At 42.0% G+C, this 23714-nt stretch carries 17 protein-coding genes, 2 rRNA genes and 1 pseudogene; 17 read left to right on the forward strand and 3 right to left on the reverse strand.

Features of this window, described 5'->3' with window-relative positions:
• Window positions 1–6 precede the first annotated feature (6 nt).
• Window positions 7–121, forward strand: a 5S ribosomal RNA gene (rrf, locus tag ACUM5Y_RS15065).
• Between the two features lie 80 nt (window positions 122–201).
• Window positions 202–316, forward strand: a 5S ribosomal RNA gene (gene rrf / locus ACUM5Y_RS15070).
• Window positions 317–1115: 799 nt separating this feature from the next.
• On the opposite strand, the gene ACUM5Y_RS15075 is transcribed toward rrf (ACUM5Y_RS15070), so the two are convergent.
• A complete protein-coding gene (locus tag ACUM5Y_RS15075) occupies window positions 1116–2651 on the reverse strand; it encodes a hypothetical protein (protein WP_445977703.1) in 1536 nt (511 codons plus the stop codon).
• Between the two features lie 185 nt (window positions 2652–2836).
• Here ACUM5Y_RS15075 and ACUM5Y_RS15080 point away from each other — a divergent pair, with 185 nt between their 5' ends.
• The gene (locus ACUM5Y_RS15080; protein WP_445977704.1) at window positions 2837–3850 is read left to right on the forward strand and encodes a phosphotransferase; all 1014 of its coding nucleotides are present in this window, start codon (window positions 2837–2839) and stop codon (window positions 3848–3850) included.
• Here ACUM5Y_RS15080 and hrpB read toward each other — a convergent pair.
• Window positions 3843–6365, reverse strand: a complete 2523-nt coding sequence (hrpB, locus tag ACUM5Y_RS15085; protein WP_445977705.1) for an ATP-dependent helicase HrpB — start codon at window positions 6363–6365, stop codon at window positions 3843–3845. The two genes, ACUM5Y_RS15080 and hrpB, sit on opposite strands and share 8 nt — an antisense overlap.
• A 47-nt stretch (window positions 6366–6412) precedes the next feature.
• Window positions 6413–6703, reverse strand: coding sequence for a 2Fe-2S iron-sulfur cluster-binding protein (locus tag ACUM5Y_RS15090; RefSeq protein WP_445977706.1), 291 nt, complete (start codon window positions 6701–6703; stop codon window positions 6413–6415).
• 139 nt (window positions 6704–6842) lie between these two features.
• Here ACUM5Y_RS15090 and ACUM5Y_RS15095 point away from each other — a divergent pair, with 139 nt between their 5' ends.
• The 14 genes and pseudogenes from ACUM5Y_RS15095 to ACUM5Y_RS15160 all read left to right on the forward strand — a co-directional run bounded on the left by ACUM5Y_RS15095 (window position 6843) and on the right by ACUM5Y_RS15160 (window position 23671).
• Window positions 6843–7577, forward strand: coding sequence for a response regulator (locus ACUM5Y_RS15095; RefSeq protein ID WP_445977707.1), 735 nt, complete (start codon window positions 6843–6845; stop codon window positions 7575–7577).
• The gene (locus ACUM5Y_RS15100; RefSeq protein WP_445977708.1) at window positions 7578–10100 is read left to right on the forward strand and encodes a PAS-domain containing protein; all 2523 of its coding nucleotides are present in this window, start codon (window positions 7578–7580) and stop codon (window positions 10098–10100) included. It begins immediately after the preceding gene.
• A 150-nt stretch (window positions 10101–10250) separates the two neighbouring features.
• On the forward strand, window positions 10251–11270 hold the full coding sequence (locus ACUM5Y_RS15105) for a sugar ABC transporter substrate-binding protein (protein ID WP_445977709.1): 1020 nt from the start codon (window positions 10251–10253) through the stop codon (window positions 11268–11270).
• Window positions 11271–11353: 83 nt separating this feature from the next.
• Window positions 11354–12436: an ABC transporter permease gene (locus ACUM5Y_RS15110; RefSeq protein ID WP_445977710.1), complete on the forward strand. Its 1083-nt coding sequence runs from the start codon at window positions 11354–11356 to the stop codon at window positions 12434–12436.
• Window positions 12436–13233 carry an ATP-binding cassette domain-containing protein gene (locus tag ACUM5Y_RS15115; RefSeq protein ID WP_445977711.1) on the forward strand — a complete coding sequence of 266 codons (798 nt, stop codon included), beginning with the start codon at window positions 12436–12438 and terminating at the stop codon, window positions 13231–13233. The genes ACUM5Y_RS15110 and ACUM5Y_RS15115 overlap by 1 nt, the downstream gene beginning before the upstream one ends.
• Before the next feature lie 102 nt (window positions 13234–13335).
• A complete protein-coding gene (locus ACUM5Y_RS15120; protein ID WP_445977712.1) occupies window positions 13336–14286 on the forward strand; it encodes an ABC transporter substrate-binding protein in 951 nt (316 codons plus the stop codon).
• Between the two features lie 69 nt (window positions 14287–14355).
• On the forward strand, window positions 14356–15243 hold the full coding sequence (locus ACUM5Y_RS15125) for an AEC family transporter (RefSeq protein ID WP_445977713.1): 888 nt from the start codon (window positions 14356–14358) through the stop codon (window positions 15241–15243).
• 32 nt (window positions 15244–15275) lie between these two features.
• Window positions 15276–15854, forward strand: a complete 579-nt coding sequence (locus ACUM5Y_RS15130; RefSeq protein ID WP_445977714.1) for a mechanosensitive ion channel domain-containing protein — start codon at window positions 15276–15278, stop codon at window positions 15852–15854.
• Between the two features lie 104 nt (window positions 15855–15958).
• Window positions 15959–16234 (forward strand): hypothetical protein, encoded by a 276-nt coding sequence (locus tag ACUM5Y_RS15135; RefSeq protein WP_445977715.1) that lies wholly within the window; start codon window positions 15959–15961, stop codon window positions 16232–16234.
• A 137-nt stretch (window positions 16235–16371) separates the two neighbouring features.
• Window positions 16372–16938 (forward strand): annotated as a pseudogene (locus tag ACUM5Y_RS15140) (ion transporter); the annotation flags it as partial.
• Between the two features lie 569 nt (window positions 16939–17507).
• Window positions 17508–18653 (forward strand): tyrosine-type recombinase/integrase, encoded by a 1146-nt coding sequence (locus tag ACUM5Y_RS15145; RefSeq protein ID WP_445977716.1) that lies wholly within the window; start codon window positions 17508–17510, stop codon window positions 18651–18653.
• Between the two features lie 8 nt (window positions 18654–18661).
• Complete coding sequence (locus ACUM5Y_RS15150; protein WP_445977717.1) at window positions 18662–20875, forward strand: hypothetical protein; 2214 nt, start codon at window positions 18662–18664, stop codon at window positions 20873–20875.
• Window positions 20868–22949, forward strand: coding sequence for a site-specific integrase (locus ACUM5Y_RS15155; RefSeq protein WP_445977718.1), 2082 nt, complete (start codon window positions 20868–20870; stop codon window positions 22947–22949). Before ACUM5Y_RS15150 ends, ACUM5Y_RS15155 begins: the two co-directional genes overlap by 8 nt.
• Window positions 22950–22951: 2 nt before the next feature.
• On the forward strand, window positions 22952–23671 hold the full coding sequence (locus tag ACUM5Y_RS15160) for a hypothetical protein (protein ID WP_445977719.1): 720 nt from the start codon (window positions 22952–22954) through the stop codon (window positions 23669–23671).
• Window positions 23672–23714: the final 43 nt, after the last annotated feature.

Genomic DNA, 23714 nt, shown 5'->3' on the forward strand with positions numbered 1-23714 from the left:
GAATTGCTTGACGATCATAGAGGCGTTGAACCACCTGATCCCATCCCGAACTCAGAAGTGAAAAGCGCCATCGCCGATGGTAGTGTGGGAGATCCCATGTGAGAGTAGGTCGTCGTCAAGCTTAAATTAAGAGCTTTGCTCCTTTTAAGTCTATCAAATTAGGTTTAAGAGTCAGAATTAACCTTCGGGTTTAAAAGTTTTCTTGATTATCATAGAGGCGTTGAACCACCTGATCCCATCCCGAACTCAGAAGTGAAAAGCGCCATCGCCGATGGTAGTGTGGGAGATCCCATGTGAGAGTAGGTCGTTATCAAGATTTAAATAAAGAGAAGCCCTGATAGCTTAGCTGCTATCAGGGTTTTTTCGTTTCAGCCATACCAAAAGTAGGTACCGCTTTAGCGGGACGCGGAAAACCTCTTGAAGATCAAGTGCGTTTTCGCTTCGAGCCGTAGTCAACGCAGGTTATGGTCTTCCATTTACTTGCGCCTGTCTCGTGACTTGACGCGTCAGCGTAAATGCAAACCTACAACCTTCCCTAATCATAAACAACAGATCCAATTAATCCCGATGACTAATTGTAGGTTCGCATTTATGCGGAAATGATTCCGCAGAAACCACAGCCACCGATGATGTTTGAGCTAATCTCTGGATTATATGTTTGCGCTTGATTGTCATCAATTCCGCCTGCGGCTAAAGCCGCACCTACAAAATTAGCTCAATTTATACAGATGACCAATTGTAGGTTCGCATTTATGCGGAAATGGTTCCGCAGGAACCACGATTACCGATGATGTTTGGGCTAATCTTTGGATTTTATGTTTGCGCTTGATTGCCATCAGTTCCGCCTGCGGCTAAAGCCGAGCCTACAAAATTATCGCAATTTATACAGATGACCGAATGTAGGTTCGCATTTATGCGGAAATGGTTCCGCAGGAACCACGGTTACTGAAGATGCTTGAGCTAATGTTTGAATTACATGTTTGCGCTTGATTAACTTCAGCTCCGCCTGCGGCTAAAGCCGCACCTACAGAGTTAGCCTGTAGGTGCGTATTTATACTGAAATGTTTACTTCATTATAGCCAGCGAGTTGTTACTATGTGAGTTATCGCTCCGTTCTAGGCAACCGAGTGTAAAGGTTCTTCTTCCTCTGCTTTTAATGCCTGTTGGGTTGGCGTCCCATCTGGATTGTCGTCTGTTCTCGCGTAGAGACGTTGCATGTATATACCGGCTATGGCCAGAAATACACCTGTTACAGCACTAATAAAGGCTAATGAGGAAAACCAGATTAATGCGACCAGTCCTACCATGGATTTAGGCACGTCAATGGCTTGCTCATTATCACTAAAATAAGCTGCGAGGCGATAAATTTGGTTAGAATTCACTAGTCGGTTAATCTCGTGCTTTATTTGTATTTGCTGTTGATTAATCCCGTAGATTTCTTGATCGATTTTTTTTACTTCCTGCTGAATGATGTCGTACTCTGACAAGAGGCTACTCTTCTCTTGCAGTGCTCTAGTAAGAGTTTGTGAGCGGTTCACTTCAGCTTGCTGGGAGACGCGATTAAAGCCAGAACGAACACTCTCTTTCTTAGCTTCGTTTGCTTGGCTTTCTTCAATAATTTGATTCTCAAGGTAATCAATTCGCTTACGGCCAATATCAATTCGATTCTGGTAACTCTTTCCTAATACTTGTAACTGATTTTGTAACTGCTGTTCACTTTGAGTTTGTTTTGCTAGTGCCTCTTCGCCACCGGTACGATCTGTGACCGCATATAGGCGCTCTTCTTTTTCAGCCACCAGTTGGCGATATTTTTTCTCAACCTGGCTTCGAGTAAAGAAATTAGCGTCTGCTAAGGCTTGATCCATTTCAGCTTTAAGCTCGTCTAGTTCTTTTTGAAGCTTCTCTTTATCACTTTGAGAATCTGATACGTAATTGTTTAACAAGCCTCTAAGGCGACTCTGTAGTTCGTCTCTATCTCTGTCCCAAGCCTCGTAGATACCACGCTCTTTCTCGTTCAGAATTGCGATTTCATTTTGATACTGTTGTATTATCTCATTTTCGGAATCCAAGCGATTGAGCTGCTGGGCGATGTGATCACGCTCTTTATCTAGGGTCTGGTAATAGATACTGTTAGCATTACTTGCATTCGCTTGGTAAGTTTTATCAACGACTTCAGGGTCAATGACGTTTATTTCGTCTTTACGGTTATTAAGAACATCAATTTGATCTTGTAATAGTAGAGCCTCATGTTTCTTCTCATCTATTGTTATGTTAAGTCCCGAGAAGTTTCGTTCAAAACCGTTCAACATAGTTTCGAAAGTGATGGATGCTAATAACACTAGGCCTATGAAAAATAGGAGGCGCCAAGCGGTATGTTTTGCATACATCATTGCCGTGGCAACAGGGATTTTTGCGGCTTCAACAACAGCGACTAATATAAAGGGTAGAGCAGATACAAGGATGCTACTGTAATCGCCAAAGTTCATTTCTCTATTTGTTCTGTTCAACTCGGCATAGACAGAGTAGGAAACAATAATTGAAATTAGAAAACCAATTGAAACAGCAAGAATCTCAACAATCCATGCAAATTTAACGAGTTTAACGCCAATATTAAAAAGTTTTTGATTTGAAAGTTGGTTGTTTGCTTCCATTCGAGAAAAGAGCCTTAGTATATAAAATAGGGGGGGAATTAGATCATAAATTGATCGCCTTTACATTGGAGAATTATAAGCGTTTGTTATGTCTACCCGATTGTTTGTAATAAAATGTATCTATTGCATTAGAGGTTGGTAATCTCTCTGCTGAATTAGAGTAAATGGGAATATATTATATTTTGATGACACCAGAAATTTTTATTAAACGCCAATGTAATGCTTTGCAAGTGCAGCGTATTGAAGTTATTCAGTCGTTATGGAGTGGTTATGGTGAGATAGCGCGTTACCAGATAAATATGTCTACAGATAATTCAGCAAGTACACTAATTGTAAAGCACTGCCGTATTCCTTCTGTTACACAACATCCAAGAGGCTGGCAATCTGCCCATGCGCATCAACGCAAAGAAACTTCCTATGAAGTAGAACAATTTGGCTACCAACATTATTTAAACCAGCATTGTAATCAAGCAAGGGTGGCTAACTGTTATGGTGCTTTTACTGATGAAGAGAGCTCTGAGCGGTTACTTCTTTTAGAAGATTTACGTACTTCAGGTTTTGAAGAAGATTATGACGTCTCTAATCGTGATCATTTACTGGCTTGTATTGATTGGTTAGCGAACTTCCACGCCGGTTTTCTTTATGATTCACCTCCTTTGGGCTGGCCACAAGGCTTATGGGAAAAAGGTACTTATTGGCATCTCGATACACGCCAAGAAGAGTGGCTGGCTATGGAAGAGGGGGAGTTAAAAGATCAAGCGGCGGCGTTGTCTCGAGTTCTGGATAGTGCTCGTTTTAAGTGCTTAGTACATGGCGATGCCAAGGTTGCCAATTTCTGTTTCTCTGTGGATGGCAAACAGGTGGCTGCGGTGGACTTTCAATATCTTGGTGGTGGTGTTGGCGTTCAAGATCTCGTGTATTTGCTCGGCAGTGCTTTATCAGAATCTTGCTTGCAACAAGAACTAGGCTATTTGCAGGAACATTATTTTCAAGAACTGGCCCGAGCCATTATGGCACAGGGTGAAAACCAAGCATTTGCCCAGCAAGTGGTTGAAGAGTGGCAGTCGCTATTTACCATTGCCTGGGCAGACTTTCATCGTTTCATCATGGGCTGGTGTCCTGATCATGCTAAAAATACGCCGTTAAGCCGTCAGTTAACGGAGCAAGCCTTAGAAGAAATTAGAAATCAGGCTAAGTAGAACGCAGTGCTCTGTTTGTTTTAGCTGTGGCAAGTGCCGTCAGAGGGTCTTCTGGCCAAGGGTGCTTAGGATAGCGACCACGCATTTCTTTGCGCACTTCTGGGTAAGCTTGTTGCCAGAAGAAAGCCAAATCTTGGGTGACTGCTAAAGGCCTTTGACCGGGTGATAAAAGCTCAATTCGAATGGCTTGTTGTAACACGGTTGGGCTGCTGGTAACGCCAAACATTTCTTGCAGCTTAACCCGTAACGTCGGCGGTGAAACGGTATAATCTAGGCTATGTTGGTTGCCCGATGCAGCGGTGATTTTACTCGGCACTTGCGCTGATAAAGCTTGTTGTTCAGGCCAGCTTAGCTGATTTAGCAGTAGGTTTGCCAAAGGCAATTTGTCCATGGCTTGCTGATTGGTAACTTGCCCAAGATATGGCCCTAACCAATCTTCCAAGTTAGCCAATAAGGCTTGATCACTAAAGTCTGGCCATTCGTTCTTTTTATCAAAGCTTCTTGCAAAGGCGACTCTGGCTTGCAACTGTCGGCTTTGTTCATCCCACGGTAAAACATTTAAACCTTGTTGGCGAATATGGCTACAAACAGCTTGGCACACTGCCTCTGCATTGGGTGCTTGTAAGGCTTTTGTGGTAATGCATAACTTGCCGACCCATTGCTGTTCTTCACAGATTAAGCGGCCATGTTTATTGGACCATGTAAGCTGCTGCCTAGTGTCGATCAAGTATTTGAAAGAGGTTTCGATAGAGGATAAATGAATACCACAGGCTAAATAAATACGGTCTTCCTGTTGGCCATTATGTCCACCCATGTCCAAAGCAATGAGCCATTCATTTTGCACACAGGGGTCTTGAATATCGATAGAAGCCATACGACCATTCGCTAACTTATATCGAACTTTTTGATTGTCCTGTTGAACCCTTTGAGCAATTCTATCGGCAAATGCGCTGATCAACAGACATTCGATTATGGGTGACAGAGAAGGGCTTTTTTCAATCTGTATAGAATTAAGAGACTGACAGCGTTGTTGCCACTGGCGTTGTGCTTGTTGGTAAACAGCCCGTGGTTTTTTGCTTTGCTGGTTGGTGTTTCCTGCTAGCCAAGCAAGACGATCGGCCAGATCTGTGTGGTGTTGTTTGAATGGATCACCTTCCGACAAAATAGCACATATGGCACTGCCCGTGACACTGTCATTTTGTTTAACGGCCTCAATCAATAATCGAGCTAATCGGGGCTCAATCGCCAGCTTGCTCATGCTTTCACCCACTGAGGTCAGCTCTAAATTAGAGGCTGCGTCCAGTGCATCGATTTTTCCTAAAAAGTCGATGGCTTGTTGCCAATGCGCCAAGGGTGGTGGTGTTATCCAATCAAGTTCTAAACGTTCTTGCACCCCCCAACAAGCCACATCTAAAACTAGATTGCTAAGGTCGGTAATTTCAATCTGAGGTTGTGCCTGAGGTGCCAACTGGTGCTGTTGGTTTTCACTCCACCAACGATAACAAACGCCCGTTTGAGTACGGCCTGCTCGGCCCATGCGTTGAGTGGTTTCCGCTTGCGTGGCACGACGGGTGTGTAAACGAGTGGTGGCGGTATTAGCATCAAATCTAGCTTCACGGCTTAGGCCGCTGTCGATGACAACCCGAATTCCTTCGATGGTTAAACTGGTTTGTGCAATGGCGGTGGCTAAGACAATTTTGCGCTGAGAAGCGGGTGACGGTTGGATAACGGCTTGCTGCTCTTTGAGGCTGAGTTCACCATATAAAGGCAGAATTTGTAATTGGGGATGATGGCCAAGGCGCTCGCGTAATTGTCTTTCTACTGATCGAATTTCTTTTTGTCCGGGTAAAAATACTAATAAGCTGCCTTCTTGTTCGGCAAAGGCTTGGCAGGTTAAGCGCGCCACTTCATCCGTTACTTCTGCTATTTTAAGTGCCTTATTGGCGTAAATTACCTCAATGGGAAAGCTTCGACCAGTGCTGCTAAGGGTGGGGCAACCTAACCGAGCTTCAAGTAACTCAGTGTCGAGAGTGGCCGACATCACCAACAGTTTAAGAGGGTCCTCGTCACGATATAACTCTCTGGCTTGCAAACACAGGGCAAAGGCGAGATCAGAGTGTAAGTTGCGTTCATGAAACTCATCGAAGATGATCAAGGCAACGTCTTGTAAGCTTGGGTCTGAATGTAACATGCGGGTAAGCACGCCTTCGGTGACCACCAGAACTTGTGTCTGTTTACTTTCCTTGCCTTCGTGGCGAATACGGTAGCCAATGCGTTGGCCTAAAGGTTCATTAAGGCTATCCGCAAGACGCTGGGCAGCGGTTTTAGCCGCTAAACGTCTTGGCTCCAACATGATGATCTTACGGCCTTGTCGCCACTCTTCATTCATTAGCTCTAATGGCACAACAGTCGTTTTACCGGCCCCTGGGGCGGCTTCTAAAATAGCTTGGTGCTGGTCTCTAAGCTGTTGCTGTAAAGCAGGGATTAAGGCTTGAATGGGTAAATCAGTTAACATAGTCATGCTCAAGGAAAGACAGCTGTCATGATACCGTTTTTCAACGCTTAACGCAGTGCCACTTTGGGTTTGCCGATATGAATATCAGATTCGCAGTGAGCGATACAAGGTAAAAAATAACCCGCTTGTAATTCTTTAGCATTGAGTCCTCTTGCTTGGCGTTGGCCATAACTAATTTGCCCCTCTAAGAGCGGAGTGATGCAAATACCACATACGCCATTCGTGCAGGCCTGACGAATCGGAATGCCGTGCTCAAGCAGTACTTCTAAAACACTTTGCTCTGGTTTAGCGGTTAGGTGAAGGGCTGCTTGGTTGATCGATATAGTTATTTTAATCATCAAAGCCAATACTCTTATTTACTTAAAGTCTGTTAATCTTTCATTAACTTTAGCGTGCTATAGCTAAAGTTAATGATCGTCTTTTGGGCCTAAAGATGCCCATTTCTAATAATAATGATAAATGGATCAAGAATAGACCATGTCAGAGCAGCAAAAAAAAACCATATTAATCGTTGATGATGACCAAGATATACGCGAGCTACTCAGTGATGTTTTTCAGCAAAAGGGCTATATCGCACTGACCGCAGAAAAAGGAGCTGAGATGTGGCAACTGTTAGCGGGTAGTAATGTTGACCTTGTCTTGATGGACTTATATTTGCAAGGCGAGGACGGGTTACAGCTCGCCAGAGAAGTGCGTGCTCGCCACACTATGCCAATCATGATGCTAACCGGTAAGGGAGATGAGACAGATAGAATTCTGGGCTTAGAGCTTGCGGCGGATGATTATATGATGAAGCCTTTTAATTTACGTGAGCTTACGGCCAGAGTGCATGCGCTCTTACGAAGGTTTGGAGCGTTATCGCAAGAGCTTCCTAAAATCATCAAGGAGAAACATGAGTGCTTAGGATTTGGTCCGTGGCAATTAGATTTGACGGCTCGGCAGCTGCTTCATTCCGATGGTTCTGAAGTCGCATTAACTCTCGGCGAATTTTCGTTATTAGAGGTGCTGGCTCGTCACCCAGATCGCATCTTTTCGAGGGAGCAGCTCATTGACCAAAGTCGAGGTTTAGAAAGTGAAGTATTCGATCGTACTATTGATGTACTGATATTACGTTTGCGCCGTAAAATTGAGCAAGCCCCTAAGACACCACAATTTATCAAAACTCAGCGAGGCCTTGGCTACTTTTTTCAAGGACCGGTACGGTCTAACTAGATGCGTTTTTTTAGTATTCGCCAAAAAGCCTCGCTTGCTATTTTTGCCATTAGTTTGGTGGCCTTATTTATGGTGGCAATTGGCTGGCAATCAATGCAAGTAAGTGAGTCATCACTATCTGAGTTTGAGTCGGAAACGCTGCCTGAAATTAGCACAGCTTTAACTCTCGCTGAAGGTGTGGCGCAATTGGCAGCGATAGCTCCTTATACCGCTGGATCCGGTCGCCCCTTTCAGTTACAAACTGAGTCTGAGCGTATTCAACAGCGTATTGCCGAATTACGAGGCGTTGCTGACAGTTTGAAAGATCAATCTTTTCGCGATGCCATCGAGGCGAGATTGGACGATTTGCAAAATACCCTTGAGGAATTGGTCGGTTTAGTGCGTGAAGAGCTGTATTTAAGAGAAGACAGTCTTGCGCTACAGTTTCGAATTCGATCTCTCTCAATAGCAAAAACAGAGGCTGAATCATTAACCTCTCAGCAAGGGCTGACTTGGTTATTACAGTTACTTGAAAACCCTACCTTAGTGCCCGAAGGTCTTTCTCAAGCCCTTTCCCTTAACGCTCAAGGAGGAGAGGTTGCACAAATTACGCAAGAGCTTTTAAAGGCGCATCAGCGTCTCGCGCATATTGAAAGTCGTAAAAATTACTTACTCATTGCTATACGTGCTAAATCTGAGCAACTGACCAAACGAGTCAGTCACTTTGTGGGTGGTTTGCAGAAAAAGGTGAGCCGTCAACGCCAAGCAGTGTCTAGTTTTGTGTCCACAGGCCAGAACTGGATCATTGGTATATCGGTGTTTTTATTACTTGGTCTGACGCGTTTATATTGGTACAGCCAACGTATGACTCGAGATTTGCAATCCGTCACTCAGGATATGGAGCAATTGTCTCTAGGGTTGGTGGATTCAAAAAGCTCGACCATACAACGAAACGATGAAATAGGGACTTTGGCCAATGCCTTTGAAGTATTCCATAGCGATGCCCAAAGGCGACTTGAGGTAACAGCACAGCTTTCAGAGCAAAAACATTTATTAGAAACCATCTTCGATAACATGAATGATGGCTTAAGTGTTTTCTCTGCTCAAGGCACCTTAGTCGCATGGAATTTAGGTTATCAGCACTTGTTTGATTTGAGCGATGATGATCTATATGAAGGTATGCCTCTTGATGACGTACAGCGCCTCATTAATCGTGGTGAACACAAAAATGTAAACCTTGAGAACCAACAGGTTTATATGGAAGAAGTGAATGTATCGCGACATGTTCGTTTTCAACGATTCGAGCGCCATTTTGAGTCTGGGAAAATTGTCGAGTTCCGCTCGAAACCTATGCCAGAAGGGGGCTTTGTTACCCTTTATACAGATTTGACTGAACGTAAGAGTGTCGAGAGCCAACTAAGACAAGCGCAAAAAATGGAAATGCTGGGGCAATTAACCGGCGGGGTAGCCCATGACTTTAATAACTTATTAGCCGCCATCATGGGCAATTTGCAGATGCTGTCAGACTCCCATCCACAAACAGCAGATCAAACCCGTTATATCGAACGGGCCTTGGCGGTGTCTGAGAAAAGTAGCAACTTAGTGCAGCGCTTACTCGCGTTTAGTCGTCGTCAGCAGTTATTCCCTGTAGCTGTGGTAATTGATGATTTGATAGAGGGGATGTTAGACCTAGTTGAATACAGTGTAGGTAGCCATATTCAGGTAAATAGTGATCTGCAATGTGATCAGCTGATGAGCCTGATAGATCCTTCCCAGCTTGAAAATGCCTTACTGAACCTATCGTTAAATGCCGCCAGTGCTATGGAAAAAGGCGGTACATTGTCTTTTTCGACCAAACTAAGCACCTTGCCTGGAAGCTCACAGGCAGCCATCCGCATCCGAGTTGAAGATACTGGTGATGGAATCTCTGAGGATATTTTGGGGCGAATTTTTGAGCCTTTCTTTACCACCAAGCCAATAGGTAAGGGGAGTGGCTTGGGGTTGAGTATGATCTACGGGTTCGTTAAGCAAAGCGGCGGTGAGATAAAAGTGACCTCTGAATATGGTCAATGGACCAGAGTGTGCCTATTTCTGCCTTTGCATAACAGTGAGTTTCAACTGCCAAATGAGGACTTAGACGAGTTAACAAAAACCATTACTGTACCTGCGCAAGGTATGGTGTGGTTGTTAGAAGACGATGAAGAAGTACGTCGGGTGATGAGAGAGCAAATAGAAAAAATGGCGTTTATCGTGCAAGAGTTTGATCGAGCTGAAGATGTATATAGTGCCTTAAAAAGTAATCTCCTACCCGATTTAATCATCACCGATGTCAACCTTGCTGGCACCATGAATGGCTTAGAACTTGCCCATATTATTACGCGAGAAAGTGATGAAGATATTGCTTATTGTGGCCCAGTATTACTCATGTCTGGTCTTCCAAAAGAAGAGTTAAGGAAAAAATATCAACTTTCAGACGAAGATTTATTTATCTCAAAGCCTTTTACAATCAAGCAGTTGTATAGAATTTTAGACATTGTCGAATGAAATATTACAATTATTACTAAATTTTCAAAGGTAATGAAATTATTCATTAGTTTTTATTTTGCATAGTGGTTACCTAGCAGCAGGGAACTCTTAGAGCCCTGCTCAGACGGCCTTATCGCCAATAATAAAAACAACAATGGAGTTTTCATAATGAAATTCATGTACCGCAAAATCGCTTGTCTTGTTGCTGCCAGTGCATTGTCTAGTGTTGCTATGGCTGAAACCCCCATCATTGGTCTCATCACTAAAACCAATACCAACCCATTCTTTGTAAAAATGAAAGAAGGAGCACAGCAAAAAGCTGAGGAACTAGGGGTAGATCTACGTACTTTTGCAGGTCGCTACGATGGCGATAATGAAGCACAAGTACAAGCGGTGGAAAACCTAATCGCTTCAGGTGCTAAAGGTATTCTGATCGCTCCGAGTGATCCGGCAGCGATTGTTCCAACTATCAAAAAAGCGCGAGAAGCAGGTTTACTGGTTATTGCCTTAGATACCCCATTAAGCCCAGCCAATGCCGCTGACATGACGTTTGCGACAGATAATTTTAAAGCGGGTGAAATGATTGGCCAATGGGCGAAAGCCAAATTAGGTGATAAAGCCAAAGATGCTAAAATTGCCCTACTGGATTTAAATACCAGCCAAATCACCGTTGATGTGGCTCGTAATCAAGGCTTCTTAAAAGGTTTTGGAGTCGACATTAAAAACCCTCAGCAAATGACTGACGAAACCGATTCTCGAATTGTCGGTAATGATGTCACGCAAGGTTCTGAAGAGGGTGGCCGTCGAGCGATGGAAAATCTATTGCAAAAAGACCCTAGCTTAAATCTGGTTTATACCATTAACGAACCTGCGGCAGCAGGAGCTTATGAAGCCCTGAAGTCCTTTGGCTTAGAGAAAGACGTCACAATTGTATCTGTTGACGGTGGTTGCCCAGGCGTACGTAATATCCAAGACGGCGTGATCGGCGCTACTTCTATGCAATTCCCCCTCAAAATGGCCTCTGAAGGCGTGACTGCCATTGTCGAATTTGCGAAATCAGGTCTACGCCCTTCTGCGTCAAATGGTCTGGATTTTTATGACACAGGCGTACAGTTAATTACTGATCAACCCGTGTCCGGTATCCAATCAATCGGCTCGAAACCTGGCCTAAGTATGTGCTGGGGCTAAGTAATCCTCTTGGGCCGAAGGCGCCCTTGTTTGCCGCTCACATCGTAAGGCGTTAGCGGCCCTTTTTCTGCCTGGAGTAACCTATGAGTTCCACTGAACAAAAACCTTCCACCGCTGTATTGGATCATGACAAAGTCGCGGATCAAGCGCAGAGTTATGAGGCTAAATTTGAAAATCAAGTCACACCTTTGCAGCGTTTTCAGAAATTTCTACATAAGTACCCTGTCGCCGCCCCAAGTATCGTATTGCTGCTTGCGGTGCTAGCGTTCAGTATTATCGTGGGTGATCGTTTCTTACACCCTTTTAACCTTTCATTAGTGCTTCAGCAGGTCACAATCATTGGCGTGATCGGCATCGCGCAGACACTTATTATATTAACCGCTGGCATTGACTTGTCAGTCGGCGCCATCATGGTGCTGGTGTCTGTGGTAATGGGGCGTATGGCGGTTGATTATGGTTTTGAAGCTTGGATAGCGTTACTAATAGGGATCGCTGCTGGCGCTGTGGCAGGTTTCATTAATGGCCAATTAATTACCCGTATGAAGCTTCCGCCATTTATTGCAACCTTAGGCTCATGGAACGTCTTTTTTGCACTGAACCTATGGTACTCAAAAAGTGAAACCATACGCTCACAAGACATCAGTGCCGTGGCCCCACTTTTACAGTGGTTGGGTGAAACCATTAACGTCTTTGGGGCGCGTTTAACCTATGGCTCGATTTTAATGCTTGGGTTGTTCTTTATCATTTGGTATGCGCTGAACTGGACTGCTTGGGGGCGTCATGTCTACGCTACTGGAGATGATCCTGCCGCCGCCAAATTGGCCGGTATTCGTACTGATCGTGTTTTGTTATCGGTTTATGTCCTTGCAGGTGTGGTGTGTGCCATTGGTGCTTGGGTTCTGATTGGCCGTATCGGCTCGGTGAGCCCACAAGCGGGTTATACCACCAACTTGGATAGTATTACGGCAGTGGTGATTGGCGGTTGTAGTTTATTTGGCGGTCGCGGTTCCATATACGGTACTCTGATCGGCGCCTTAGTTGTTGGGGTGTTCCGTAATGGTCTTGCTCTCGCTGGTGTTGATGTACTTTGGCAAGAGTTTACCGTAGGTATTTTGATTATCGTCGCCGTTGGTGTCGATCAATGGATTAGAAGAGGAACAGCATAATGAGCGCACGTTATGATCAAACACCCGTAATACAAACTAAACAGTTAGTTAAACGCTATGGTAGTGTAACTGCCATTGACCATGCAGATTTTGAGTTGTACCCAGGAGAGATCCTTGCTGTTATAGGGGATAACGGTGCGGGTAAGTCCTCTTTAATCAAAGCCCTTTCTGGTGCCTTAATACCCGATAGTGGTGAGATTCTATTAGACGGCAAGCCAGTACATTTTTCTTCCCCAATGGAAGCAAGAGAGCTTGGTATCGAAACGGTTTATCAAAACTTAGCAATTTCTCCAGCATTAAATATTTCGGATAACCTATTTTTAGGGCGTGAAATTCGTAAACCTGGCATTCTAGGTTCGCTATTTCGTATGCTGGATAAAAACGCCATGGAACAAAGAGCACGGGATAAAATGTCGGAACTGGGTTTGATGACAATTCAGAATATTAGCCAGGCAGTGGAGTCACTATCTGGTGGTCAGCGACAAGGGGTGGCGGTGGCTCGCTCAGCGTTGTTCGGCAGTAAAGTAGTGATTATGGATGAACCCACGGCGGCATTAGGGGTAAAAGAATCTCGACGAGTACTAAATCTCATTAAAGAGGTACGCGATCGAGGCTTGCCAATCATTCTCATTAGTCACAATATGCCTCATGTATTTGAAGTGGCAGACCGCATTCATATTCACCGTTTAGGTAAACGGGCGGCTGTGGTCACACCTGAATCACATTCTATGTCGGATGCCGTGGCAATTATGACCGGTGCAATGGATGTTTCAGAAGAGCCCACGCAAGCGGCATAATAACTCGCGTCACACTAGCAGATTGGCTGATGCGGCGCTCATTATGCAATGTATGTTTATGATTATAAATTCAGAATAACTGTGTCAGACAAGAAGGTGGCAATGAGTAGTAAACTAGGTGGGTTCTTATCACCCAAAAAGCATCCTCTAAAGAAGTTTTCACTTCTGGCTGTGCTGGTTTTCTCATTGTCGCCTTTGATATCAAAATCCTCTGAGCCTGAACCGCTTCGCTCAATAGGGATAAGTGTCGCAGATTTAGGCAACCCTTATTTTGTGCAATTGGTCGAATCTGCGACGGCAAAGGCGCAAGCACTTTCCCAACACCCAGTTAAAATGCTTATTCGTTCCGATGCCTACGATCTGGAGCGACAAATCACTCAGCTTAATGAATTTATTGAGCAAGATGTGGATCTCATAGTATTGACGGCAGCAGATGAATATAAAGTTGCTCCAGTTGTTGCTAGGGCGCAACGGGCGGGAATCAAAGTTATCGCCGTTGATGTGAATGCCCAAGGGGCAGATGCCACAGTGACCACAGATAATGTGCAAGCAGGTGTTGTTGCTTGTGAAAAACTAGCTAAAAAAATCCATTATCGAGGCAATTTAGTCATTATTAATGGCGTATCGGTGTCGTCGGTTATCGAAAGGGTCGCAGGGTGTAAATCAGCTTTAAATAAATACCCTAACATTACATTACTCAGTGATCGTATGAATGGCACTGGCAGTGTCGAGGGTGGCATGGAAGCAATGACCTATTTAATGGAAGAGTACGCTCATATTGATGCAGTATTCACAATTAATGATCCCACCGCTTTAGGCGCTTTGCGAGCAGCAAAGCAAGCTCAGCGTAGCGAATTTGTACTTGCATCTGTGGATGGTTCTCCTATCGCTAAAAAGACAATCAAAGAAAATAACCCTTGGATAGCAACGGCGGTGCAACGCCCAGCTTTGCTAGCAGAAACGGCCATAGAAATTGGCGTTAAATTGCTGAAAGGTGAAGAGGTGCCCCAACGTTTTATCCTTATCCCTTCTGTACTCGTTGAAAAAAACTAGCCTTCAGCGTTTAATGGGTCTTTATAAGTTAGGGCCATAATTAGACTGCCCTAGATGTTGGGGATATGAATGGACTCTGCCAGTTTATTGCTAAAAATCTTTAATACCGTTTTTCCTCTAGCGACAATTGTCTTGGTGGCTTTCTTATATGCGCGGGTGCGGCCTACGGACATGAGTGTTGCCAACCGCTTGAATATTAGCGTTTTTGTGCCTGCGCTGATCTTTTCCATCATGGCCTCGAAAGAGTTCCATATCAGTAAATATGTAGACTTAATTGTCGCCACGACGGTTGTTGTATTAGGCTCTGGGTTACTGGTGTGGCCCCTGTGTCGATGGTTAAAAGTATCGGTTAAGACTCTGGTGCCTCCCATGATGTTTAACAACAGTGGTAACCTCGGCATACCATTAATTCTGCTGGCCTTTGGTGAGTCCGCATTGCCCATTGCCTTGGTGTTATTTCTGACCGAAAACTTGCTGCATTTTACGGTTGGTATGTACCTAATGAACCCCAAAACAAATTTTATCAATGTACTCAAAATGCCTATGGTTGTGGCAACTATTCTAGGGTTAGTGTGGAGTCTTCAGGGCTGGACACTCGCCCCTGCCGTAGAAGTGTCGGTTAGCATGTTGGGGCAAATTGCCATTCCGCTTATGCTGTTCGCATTAGGGGTGCGGATGACCAATGTGGACTTCAGCCAATGGAAACTTGGCGTGATTAGCGGCTTAATTTGCCCGCTGAGTGGCCTGATTGTGGCGCTGATTTGGCTTTGGTTAGTGGATGTGCCCAGTGAGTACGTCGGCTATTTGTTATTGTTTGCTTGCTTGCCTCCTGCAGTGCTCAACTATATGGTGGCAGAAATGTATCAGCAAGAACCTCATAAAGTGGCCTCAATTGTACTGATCGGCAATTTAATGAGTATTGGTATTGTTCCCTGTGTCTTGTTTTATGTTCTCTAAGATTCGCTTAATAAATTAAGTAGGTAATTAAAATGATGGTAAAAATTGGTCTGGTGGCGCTCTTAATTTTGGGATATATCGTCATCTCTCGAGTAATTAAGTCAAACATCACTACCTTGGGTTTGAAAAAGTCCGCTAAAGATGTGCGAGTAAGCTATGTCTCCAAAATGCTTAACCTAGGGCTTACAGGCGTCTTTGTGCTACTGATCTGCTTGGTACTGGGGGTTGGCTACGGCGAATTAGCGATTTTCTTCTCATCGGTATTTGCCGTGGTGGGTGTGGCGTTATTCGCTCAATGGTCGATTTTAAGTAATATCACTGCCAGCTTGATTATCTTTTTCAGCTTTCCTTACCGTGTTGGTGACTGGGTAAAGGTTGTCGACAAAGACGACGAAATTCTTGGCCAGATCATAGATATTTCTACCTTTCACGTTATTATCCAGCGTATCTCTGGGGACATTGTGACTTACCCAAACAACCTAATTTTGCAAAAAGCCGTTGTGCGTTTTGACAATAAAGACAAGGCGCAATCGATGAGTCAGTTTGCTAAAGATCTGCCAGCAAAAGCGTCAGTGGTTGAAGAGAAAACTCCGGAAGAAGTGAAAAAATAGCTATTGCTGTAAATAGACTTGCTCAAAAAATAAACAAGATTTTAGAATTTTTATTCTTTGTGTCATACTAAAACGCTCTCGTCCTTCCGAATAGAGAGCGTTTTATGAAATCTGATCCAAACGACTTATTAAAGAAAAACGATGAGCTCATTCATTCGGATGCGCTCAAAGTGAAATCCCACGTGCAAAGATCCCAAGAAGACTGGATTCTCCACACTCTAATGATAGAAGGCTACGATGTGCCTTTTCGTTTTAAACGCCAAGGGAAGTATCGCACCCTGCGCGGAGCTCGGGTCAACCTTACCTACTATGCCACTCAAGAAATGGTGGCGGGCATCCCTGTGGAAATCATGAAAGTTGTGCGGGTGAAGCGCACTTGACTTAGAAACCTCATAATCTGCCAGATTGTTACTTTTCTTATGGCTAAGATGTACTTAATATGGCGGTCTGATCTTTCATCTGACTATTAGGTATGAGGTAAATGGAAAAAAGTCACACGGGTTATTTGTTTAGCTTAATGAAGCAAGTGGAACGCAGTGTTTGGTTTCAAGGTTTTATTATCAGCATTATTGTCATCGCCGCGCTGACGGTTGGGGCAAAAACCTATCCTTTACCTGATGGCGTTGAACTTGCCATCAATTACCTAGACAACTTTATTACCGTATTTTTCTTAGTTGAAATCAGTCTGCGCTTTCTCGCCTGTGACGACAAACTAAGATTTTTTAAAGACCCTTGGAACATCTTCGACACCATTATCGTTGTCGGTAGCCTAATGCCATTATCCGAAACGGAAATGATTTTGGTGGCGCGTTTACTACGCGTATTCCGTGTCTTGCGTCTGGTCTCCATCATCCCTGACCTACGCTTCTTGATTAACGCCTTGCTAAAAGCCATTCCCAAAATGGGCTACATAGCCCTGTTAATGTTTATTATTTTTTATATCTTTGCGGCAGTAGGCTCTATTTTCTTCGAGCGAGTGAATGAAACCCTATGGGGTGATATAGCGGTTTCCATGCTAACCCTATTTCGGGTGGCCACATTTGAAGACTGGACGGATTATCGGAACAGCTATTTCTACAGGTTTTTTGTAAACATTTTTTTTGGGAAACCATGTATACATAATTAATTCTAAGATAAGTTATATTCTTGGGTATATGAAATATAAAAAGCAACTAATAAACGTATTAGTCCTAAAAATTAATGGCTCCAATCTTCAAACCTAAAATTATATTTACACCTCCCATTGCTTCTACTACCCCCGTTGCTCCAATTAGCCTAAAATTTTTAATGATAATTAAATGGTATTTTAAATTTGGTTTTAATTAAGTGTGGGTTTAATTGGCTACAACTAAATCAAATTAAATTAAAGTCAAATTAAAGTATATTAATGTTAAATTAAAATATATTAAAGTTAAATTAAAATATATTAAAGTTGGTTTCTAAGCGTGTTTGTTTTAAATTTTAATCGTGTTTTGTTTGATTTGTGAGGTTTATTGTTGATGTAGGGGTGATTTTTGTCTTTTTGTATCCGTTTGATTTTAAAGGTTTTTCCTTAAGATTTTTAATTTTTTTATGCGTTAGTGGAAAATAAACGTTTACAAGTGGCTTGATGGGTAATAGGGTTTTATAAGAAATGTTTTGGGTAATTATTAGATGCTTAAGTTGCAAAGAATAAATAATATTATGGTGAGCGGTGTTCACATTGATAGTTATGCAATTCTTGAAGATAGCGTTTATCCAATTATTGAGCCGACTATGTTTTTAGTTCATATTTCTCAAAAGAGTTCTAAAGAGTCCGTGCGAGCATATGGGAATGACTTACTGAAATTCTTTCGTGAGCTGTCAGAGGTAAGTAGCACAGCTGGGTTAATAGGGTATGACTTCCGCGATGTGACTGATAACGAAATGAACGCATATTTGAATGCGTATCTTCGGAGAAAACACGGATTAAAACTGAAATCAATCAATCGCCATATAGCCACATTGAGGTCATTTTATGACTATGCCTACTCTCACGGCTGGATGGCTGAAAGAAAGAATTTTTCTTTTTTAGTTCGTTCTGATGAAGTAAAAACGTCTGAGCTAGAAGGTATTACTAAGCAACTTGCTCTTGAATACATGTCAAAAGATGATCTGAAAACACTTTTAGATAGTGTGCCTACCAACAATCTTTTCAACTGTAAGCGTGATCAACTGGTATTGATGTTAGGGTATTACGCTAACTTTAGAACTCATGAATTAGTGCATCCTAGCAATCTAAGGGTTAGTAATCTGGATGAGTTAATCGCACTAGATGAGCGTGGTATTCCATCTATTACACGGTCTATGAAAATATATGGTAAGGGCAATAAGGTCAGGGATGTCCGCGTATGGCCTGAACTGGTTCAGCCGCTTTATGAGTTTCTAAAAATTGCGAAACGCGTAGGTGCAAAGCACTTAATGTGTAGACAAGATGGTACTCCCCTGACTACTGAAGGTCATGGCACCAAAGCTTTTCGTAGGGTTGTTACGAGCCTTTTATTAAATGGTGAATTATCTATAGAAGAAGCTGATTTATGGAGGCAAAGGCATTTTCATTGTTTACGAAAATGTTATGCCACGAATGCCGTAACTTTTTGCTATAGAGAAGGAATTGATAAAAGGCACTTTGTAACCAATTGGATGGGGCATAAAAATCACGAAACAACTGAGATTTATATCTATTTTGAAGCTCTGCTGAATCAAAGGACGTTGTTTGGTAATGAAATTGATATGTCAAAGATATTGAAATCATACCAATCAAGAGACTTTAGGGAGTAAAAAGCAGAATGAGCAGTAACGAAGATATAAAGGTTGGTTTCCAAGATAGCAGTGCGACTATAGCTGATATAAGTGAATCTAGTACTGTTGCAATGGTTGATGTCGGACAACTCCAACCCAAAAAAATTGAAGCTCCTACTGAGAGATGCTTATCGCTCCATTTAGCTACCATTGCTTATCTAAACGCCTCTGTAGTCAAGAGCTTATCAAAAAATTCAAGACTTAATATCTATAGGGCTATTAAGTTGTTTTTTTGCTTTCTGTACTCATTTAAGGCTGATGAAGAAGTATCATTCGATTGTCTTAATGGTTTTATTCAGAATCAAAGAAAAAATAGTAAAGCTGGACATACAACCATTTATCAGCAACTTCACCTATTAAAGACTTGCCTTAAGTGGTGTTTCAGTACAAATAATCAATTAAGCGACCACACTAAATCTCTTTGTCGCCAGTATTATATATATGCACCCAGTGTTCAGGCTCCAGAGAAAGTACCCATTCCTCCATTATCTAGACTCTTTGCTGAGTGTCCTTATAACGATACACAGCTTTTGGATTCGCTGAAAAAATTGTGTATTTGGATTATTAATCATGAAGCTCATTTTCGTCGCGAGGCGTTACAGTTAGATGGTATACGTCAGTTGATAGAAGGTATCGGGCGCAGAAATATAGGTGAAAGTCCAATCTCTTTTGCTTCCTTTGATTTCAAAAATGCATCACAGGGTGAGGCTAGGGTTTTATACGGGGCTATTATAACTGAAGTTCGAAATAGTAATAACTTGATACTCAAAGAGCGTTTAGTTGTAGACATACGACACCCCTTTGAAGAAAACGCACTAACAGAGAAACAGTTAAATTGGGTATTGGATCGTAGTTTGTTGACAGCTACTGACGGTGAGCCTGCTAGGTGTCGAAAAGAGTATCAAACAACTCAGAGCAATAAGAAAAAATCATATATGATAGGTGCGTTTAAATGCTTCTCTATAAGAAGCCTGCTTGTACCAACTGACATTGAGTGTTTCGCCATGCAATGTCTGTTAGCTGGTGAAAAAATGAATGCTTCTAGTATTCAGAACCTTATTATAGACGATGTTGTGGAAACGCCTAAGGGTATCCAATTTCAATTTCAAAAGAAACGGAGGCCTATAAATGATCAAGTTAACATGACTGCCTTACATCCTTTGGGCTCGACAATTGGCAAAACATATCGTCAGTATGTCGGTGCGATGAAACTTGCAAGTGATCATTATAACACTTCTGATGAAATCAAATTATTAAGTTATTTAGTTAAAGGTGCTAATTATGCGCAGTTTGGTTTTAGACGATTTAGTAATGCTTCAAATCGATATCTTGAATTGTTAACGACCGAAAAGACGCACTTAAGGCATAAATTGTTACAGGATTTCGAGGATAAAGCGTATGAATTGGAACCTATATTTTGGCTTTTAGGTAAGATTGCAGAGCAAAACAAAAAAGTCACAGTGCAAGAGGCTGTATTCGCTAAAGCATACAGAACAAATAAATCTCTCAAGAGAGATTTATTTGTAACAGAAAAAGCCATTGGACTAAACGTAGAGTTCATTCGTCAGTCTGCAATTATCTCAGAAGATGCGAAATCATTAAATTCTCTCCATTTATTTAATGATATTAACGTTACGGCTCAGTTAGCTAACCACTCGCCTTCAGTTCACAACCAAATTTACATCGACCGATCAACAGCCAAAGAAAAGGTCGAGAATGATAGATTGTTTGTATCGCGTATCGGAGCACTTATGGAACGAGATGCCGAATTAATGGGCGATTTAATCAAAGAGACTTCTGTATTGGATTATAACCAAGCACTTGAAATACTTGGTTTGCCTAGGGCCGATGAAAGTGCTCAAGATCGCATCTCTAAAAGGATTGATGAGTTAGGTATTGATACTGATTTGATGGACTCATTCCAGACCAATGGTAAAAAGATATTCCTTGCTAATAAGATGTCAGTAGCGCTCATTATTAAATACTTAGAGCATATCAGAGCCAATTTCGATGATGTTTTAAACGATGATTCTTCACGGCTAACTAAAGCTACGTTGGCTGCACGAGACTATTTTTATTTCTCAGCAATCTTACAAAAATTCTCTAAAGAGGTTCGAGAGCAAGGTGAGAGATATGCGGATACTCTACCTTTTAGTTACGCTAAATTAAGCGATATCACAGGGGCTTCAACGAATGACTGATAGTAATCTATCGCCAAATTTGGTTAAGCTGCATAAGTCTAATGAAGAAGGGTTGAGTTCAGGGCTAATCAACGAACTTGGGAGTCTTCAGTTTACAGTTTATGACTTAGTAAAGGATAAAAACTTCAGTTTTGACTTATCGCATCCCGCTTACGAAAGTAATGAGCACATACGCAGAACGTTAAGTGAGCTATTTATCATGCGCGTTTCTAAAGGATTAGGTTGGTCAAATCCAAGTGTTCAATCTTTATCAGGTCGGCAGGGTACGATTAAAATTATACTGACTGCTTTGAGAAGACTTGGTGTTTGGTGGGCTGAGAACAAGCCTAGTAGTAAGCTATCAGAATGGAATCAAGGTGATGTAAAGCACTTGCTTCAGGATGTGCTTGAGTTAAAAGTAGATTGGCAGAGTGATGATAATCGAAATCGTCACCGTCACCGGGTTAAACAGGAAGGTATTGCGAATCGCGCTGTTATTGATAGCATAGTTTTAGCTCTCAACGAAAGTGAAAAATTTGCCTTAATGGGTAACATTCAAGATGGGTTAAGTTTTAACTTATATGAGAAGCAGCAGAAAGCGATATTGCGGCCTATTTTAAAACGTCATCAGATTATTTATGAAGATTGGAAAAAGGGAGGAAGTTGGTCTTCTATCCCACAACCTGTAGCAATGTTGCTACTTAATGATGCAATAGAGGTTATTCGCGATAAGAAAACCTCATTTCTAATAGAGTATTTTCAGTTTCAACGGTCTGATATGTACTACTCTGTTATTTCGGTGTTTGACAAAACTACTTTCCAACATTTTTGTGATGGATTATGGCGATTTGAAGGCAGCGGAAGTAACGAAGCATTGGATTCGAAGCCAAACGCTGAAGCCTTACTGAGTCTAATTCATAAGCATTACGGAGCTTCATACAACTCTTTTCCCTTAAGTTTAAAGGAAATCAGTTCATGGTGCGAAAATGTTTATCGGGCTGCATTAGTGATCCTTCTCTCTCTAACTGGTGCTCGAATCAGTGAGTTAGCGAGTATGAAAGCTGGAGACCTAACTTATAATCTTGATGGTCTGTGGGGTTTCAAATCAGATATTGTTAAAACCAATCATGGGTTATCAACTATTAGAGGAGTGCATGGCCTTGCTGCTGAGGCAGTACGTGCTTTAGAGCAGCTTAGTTATCTTGATAAATTGGATCCGAATGAAGAGATAGAGGTCTTTTTATTTGGAAAATTCTTCTCAAAATCGGTTAAAAGAACATGTTTTAGTCTTGAATCTTGGACGCAATGTGCTTCAATCCAAGCCACCTTTAGTATGCTTAAAAAATTTTATGCAGCGTTTCTGAAAAGGCACCCAGAGATAAAAGTTATCTGGCCTAATATACATCCTCATCAGCTTCGCCACACCTTTGCTGAGTTTGCTTTAAGACGTTTTGATGGCAATGTAAATGAAGCTATTCGTCGTCATTTTCGCCATTCAAATCGTAGTTTCATGACCAATATCTACTTGTCAAATAAAGTGGATGAAACGTTCCTTTATGCTCAGGAGGTTATGATTCAAGAAATTGCAGAGAAGATGATAAATGATGCTCGTGACCTTCTTAATCAAAATGAAACTGAACCTCGATTCTTTGGTGCTGCAATGAATGCCGCTCTAGAGTTGTTAGATGTCACAGTTATTTCTTCTGAAGAAGAATTGGAAAGCGTGATTGAAGAATTTGCTGAGGGGTTTGAAAAAATAGTCCCGCATGAGTATGGGTATTGTATGCCTCGTACCAAAACTATCTCACAATCCCAGTGTTTCGATAAAGTATCTAAGGTTGCAAAGCTCGAAGAGGCGGGCTTCTCTACATGCTCAAGTTGTGTTCATTCGGTGCAAGAGATTAACTCTCATGAAGCGTCTATTGCGCAAATTGGATTGACACATGCGCAGCAGATGAAATCCATTGAAGCTACAACCTGCTTTAGTTTAGAAAGTAACAAATTTTATCAAGCATCTAAAAGTGCAGTTAAAAGTGCTGAGCGACTCTTAAAAAGGATGAATTCAGATAAGATCATTGTGAGCTCTAAGGAATAATCATGGATAATCTTTTTTCTAATCTGTTAGATCAATTTGAGGAAAAAGCTGATAAAACTCCAGAATGGGCAAGTCGAAATGCTTTATCTATGTCAGCCTATGAAGCTGTAATAAAAAAAGCGCAGGAAATTGAAGAAAGGCTGAAGAAAACACCACGAGACCTTATGGATAAGCTTCTTGTAGCAGAAAAGAAAATCGTTGTAGCGGAGTTAGCGAAGGAGATAGGTTGCTCCCGTGCTGCTTTAGTAAAGTCTCGAAGACCTGAATTAATAGAATTGATCGATAAGACCAATGTTATGTTGTCAGCACATTTTGAAATTAACGCCCAACGTAAAACCCGTGATAGAAAGCCTAGGAAAGATGAATTAGAAGCAAGATGCGATCAACTAAAGAAAGAGGTTGAGGAACTTAGGCAGCTTAAAGTCGGTTCGTTAATTGAAGACTTTTTTTCTAGCAATGTTTCTGAAGAACAAAGACGGCTGGTAAAAAAATTAGAAGTAGTACAACTTGATTTAAAACAATGCAAAGAGAAATCATTTAATCAAAATGAAAAAATTCGGAGTTTAATGAAACAAACAGATGTGTCTCGAACTCAATTACAAGCAGCAAAGATTGAGCTTGATGTACTAGAAGCTCAACTGAATAGTGAAAAAATGCAAAATGAAGCGCTTGCGCGACGGGTTGAAAATTTACTGCATCAGTTTAATGCTAAGAACCAATAGCTGGCCTCAAAATAATCAATTTAATATGTACTAGAGCTATAAC

Source organism: Marinomonas dokdonensis (assembly GCF_052747885.1).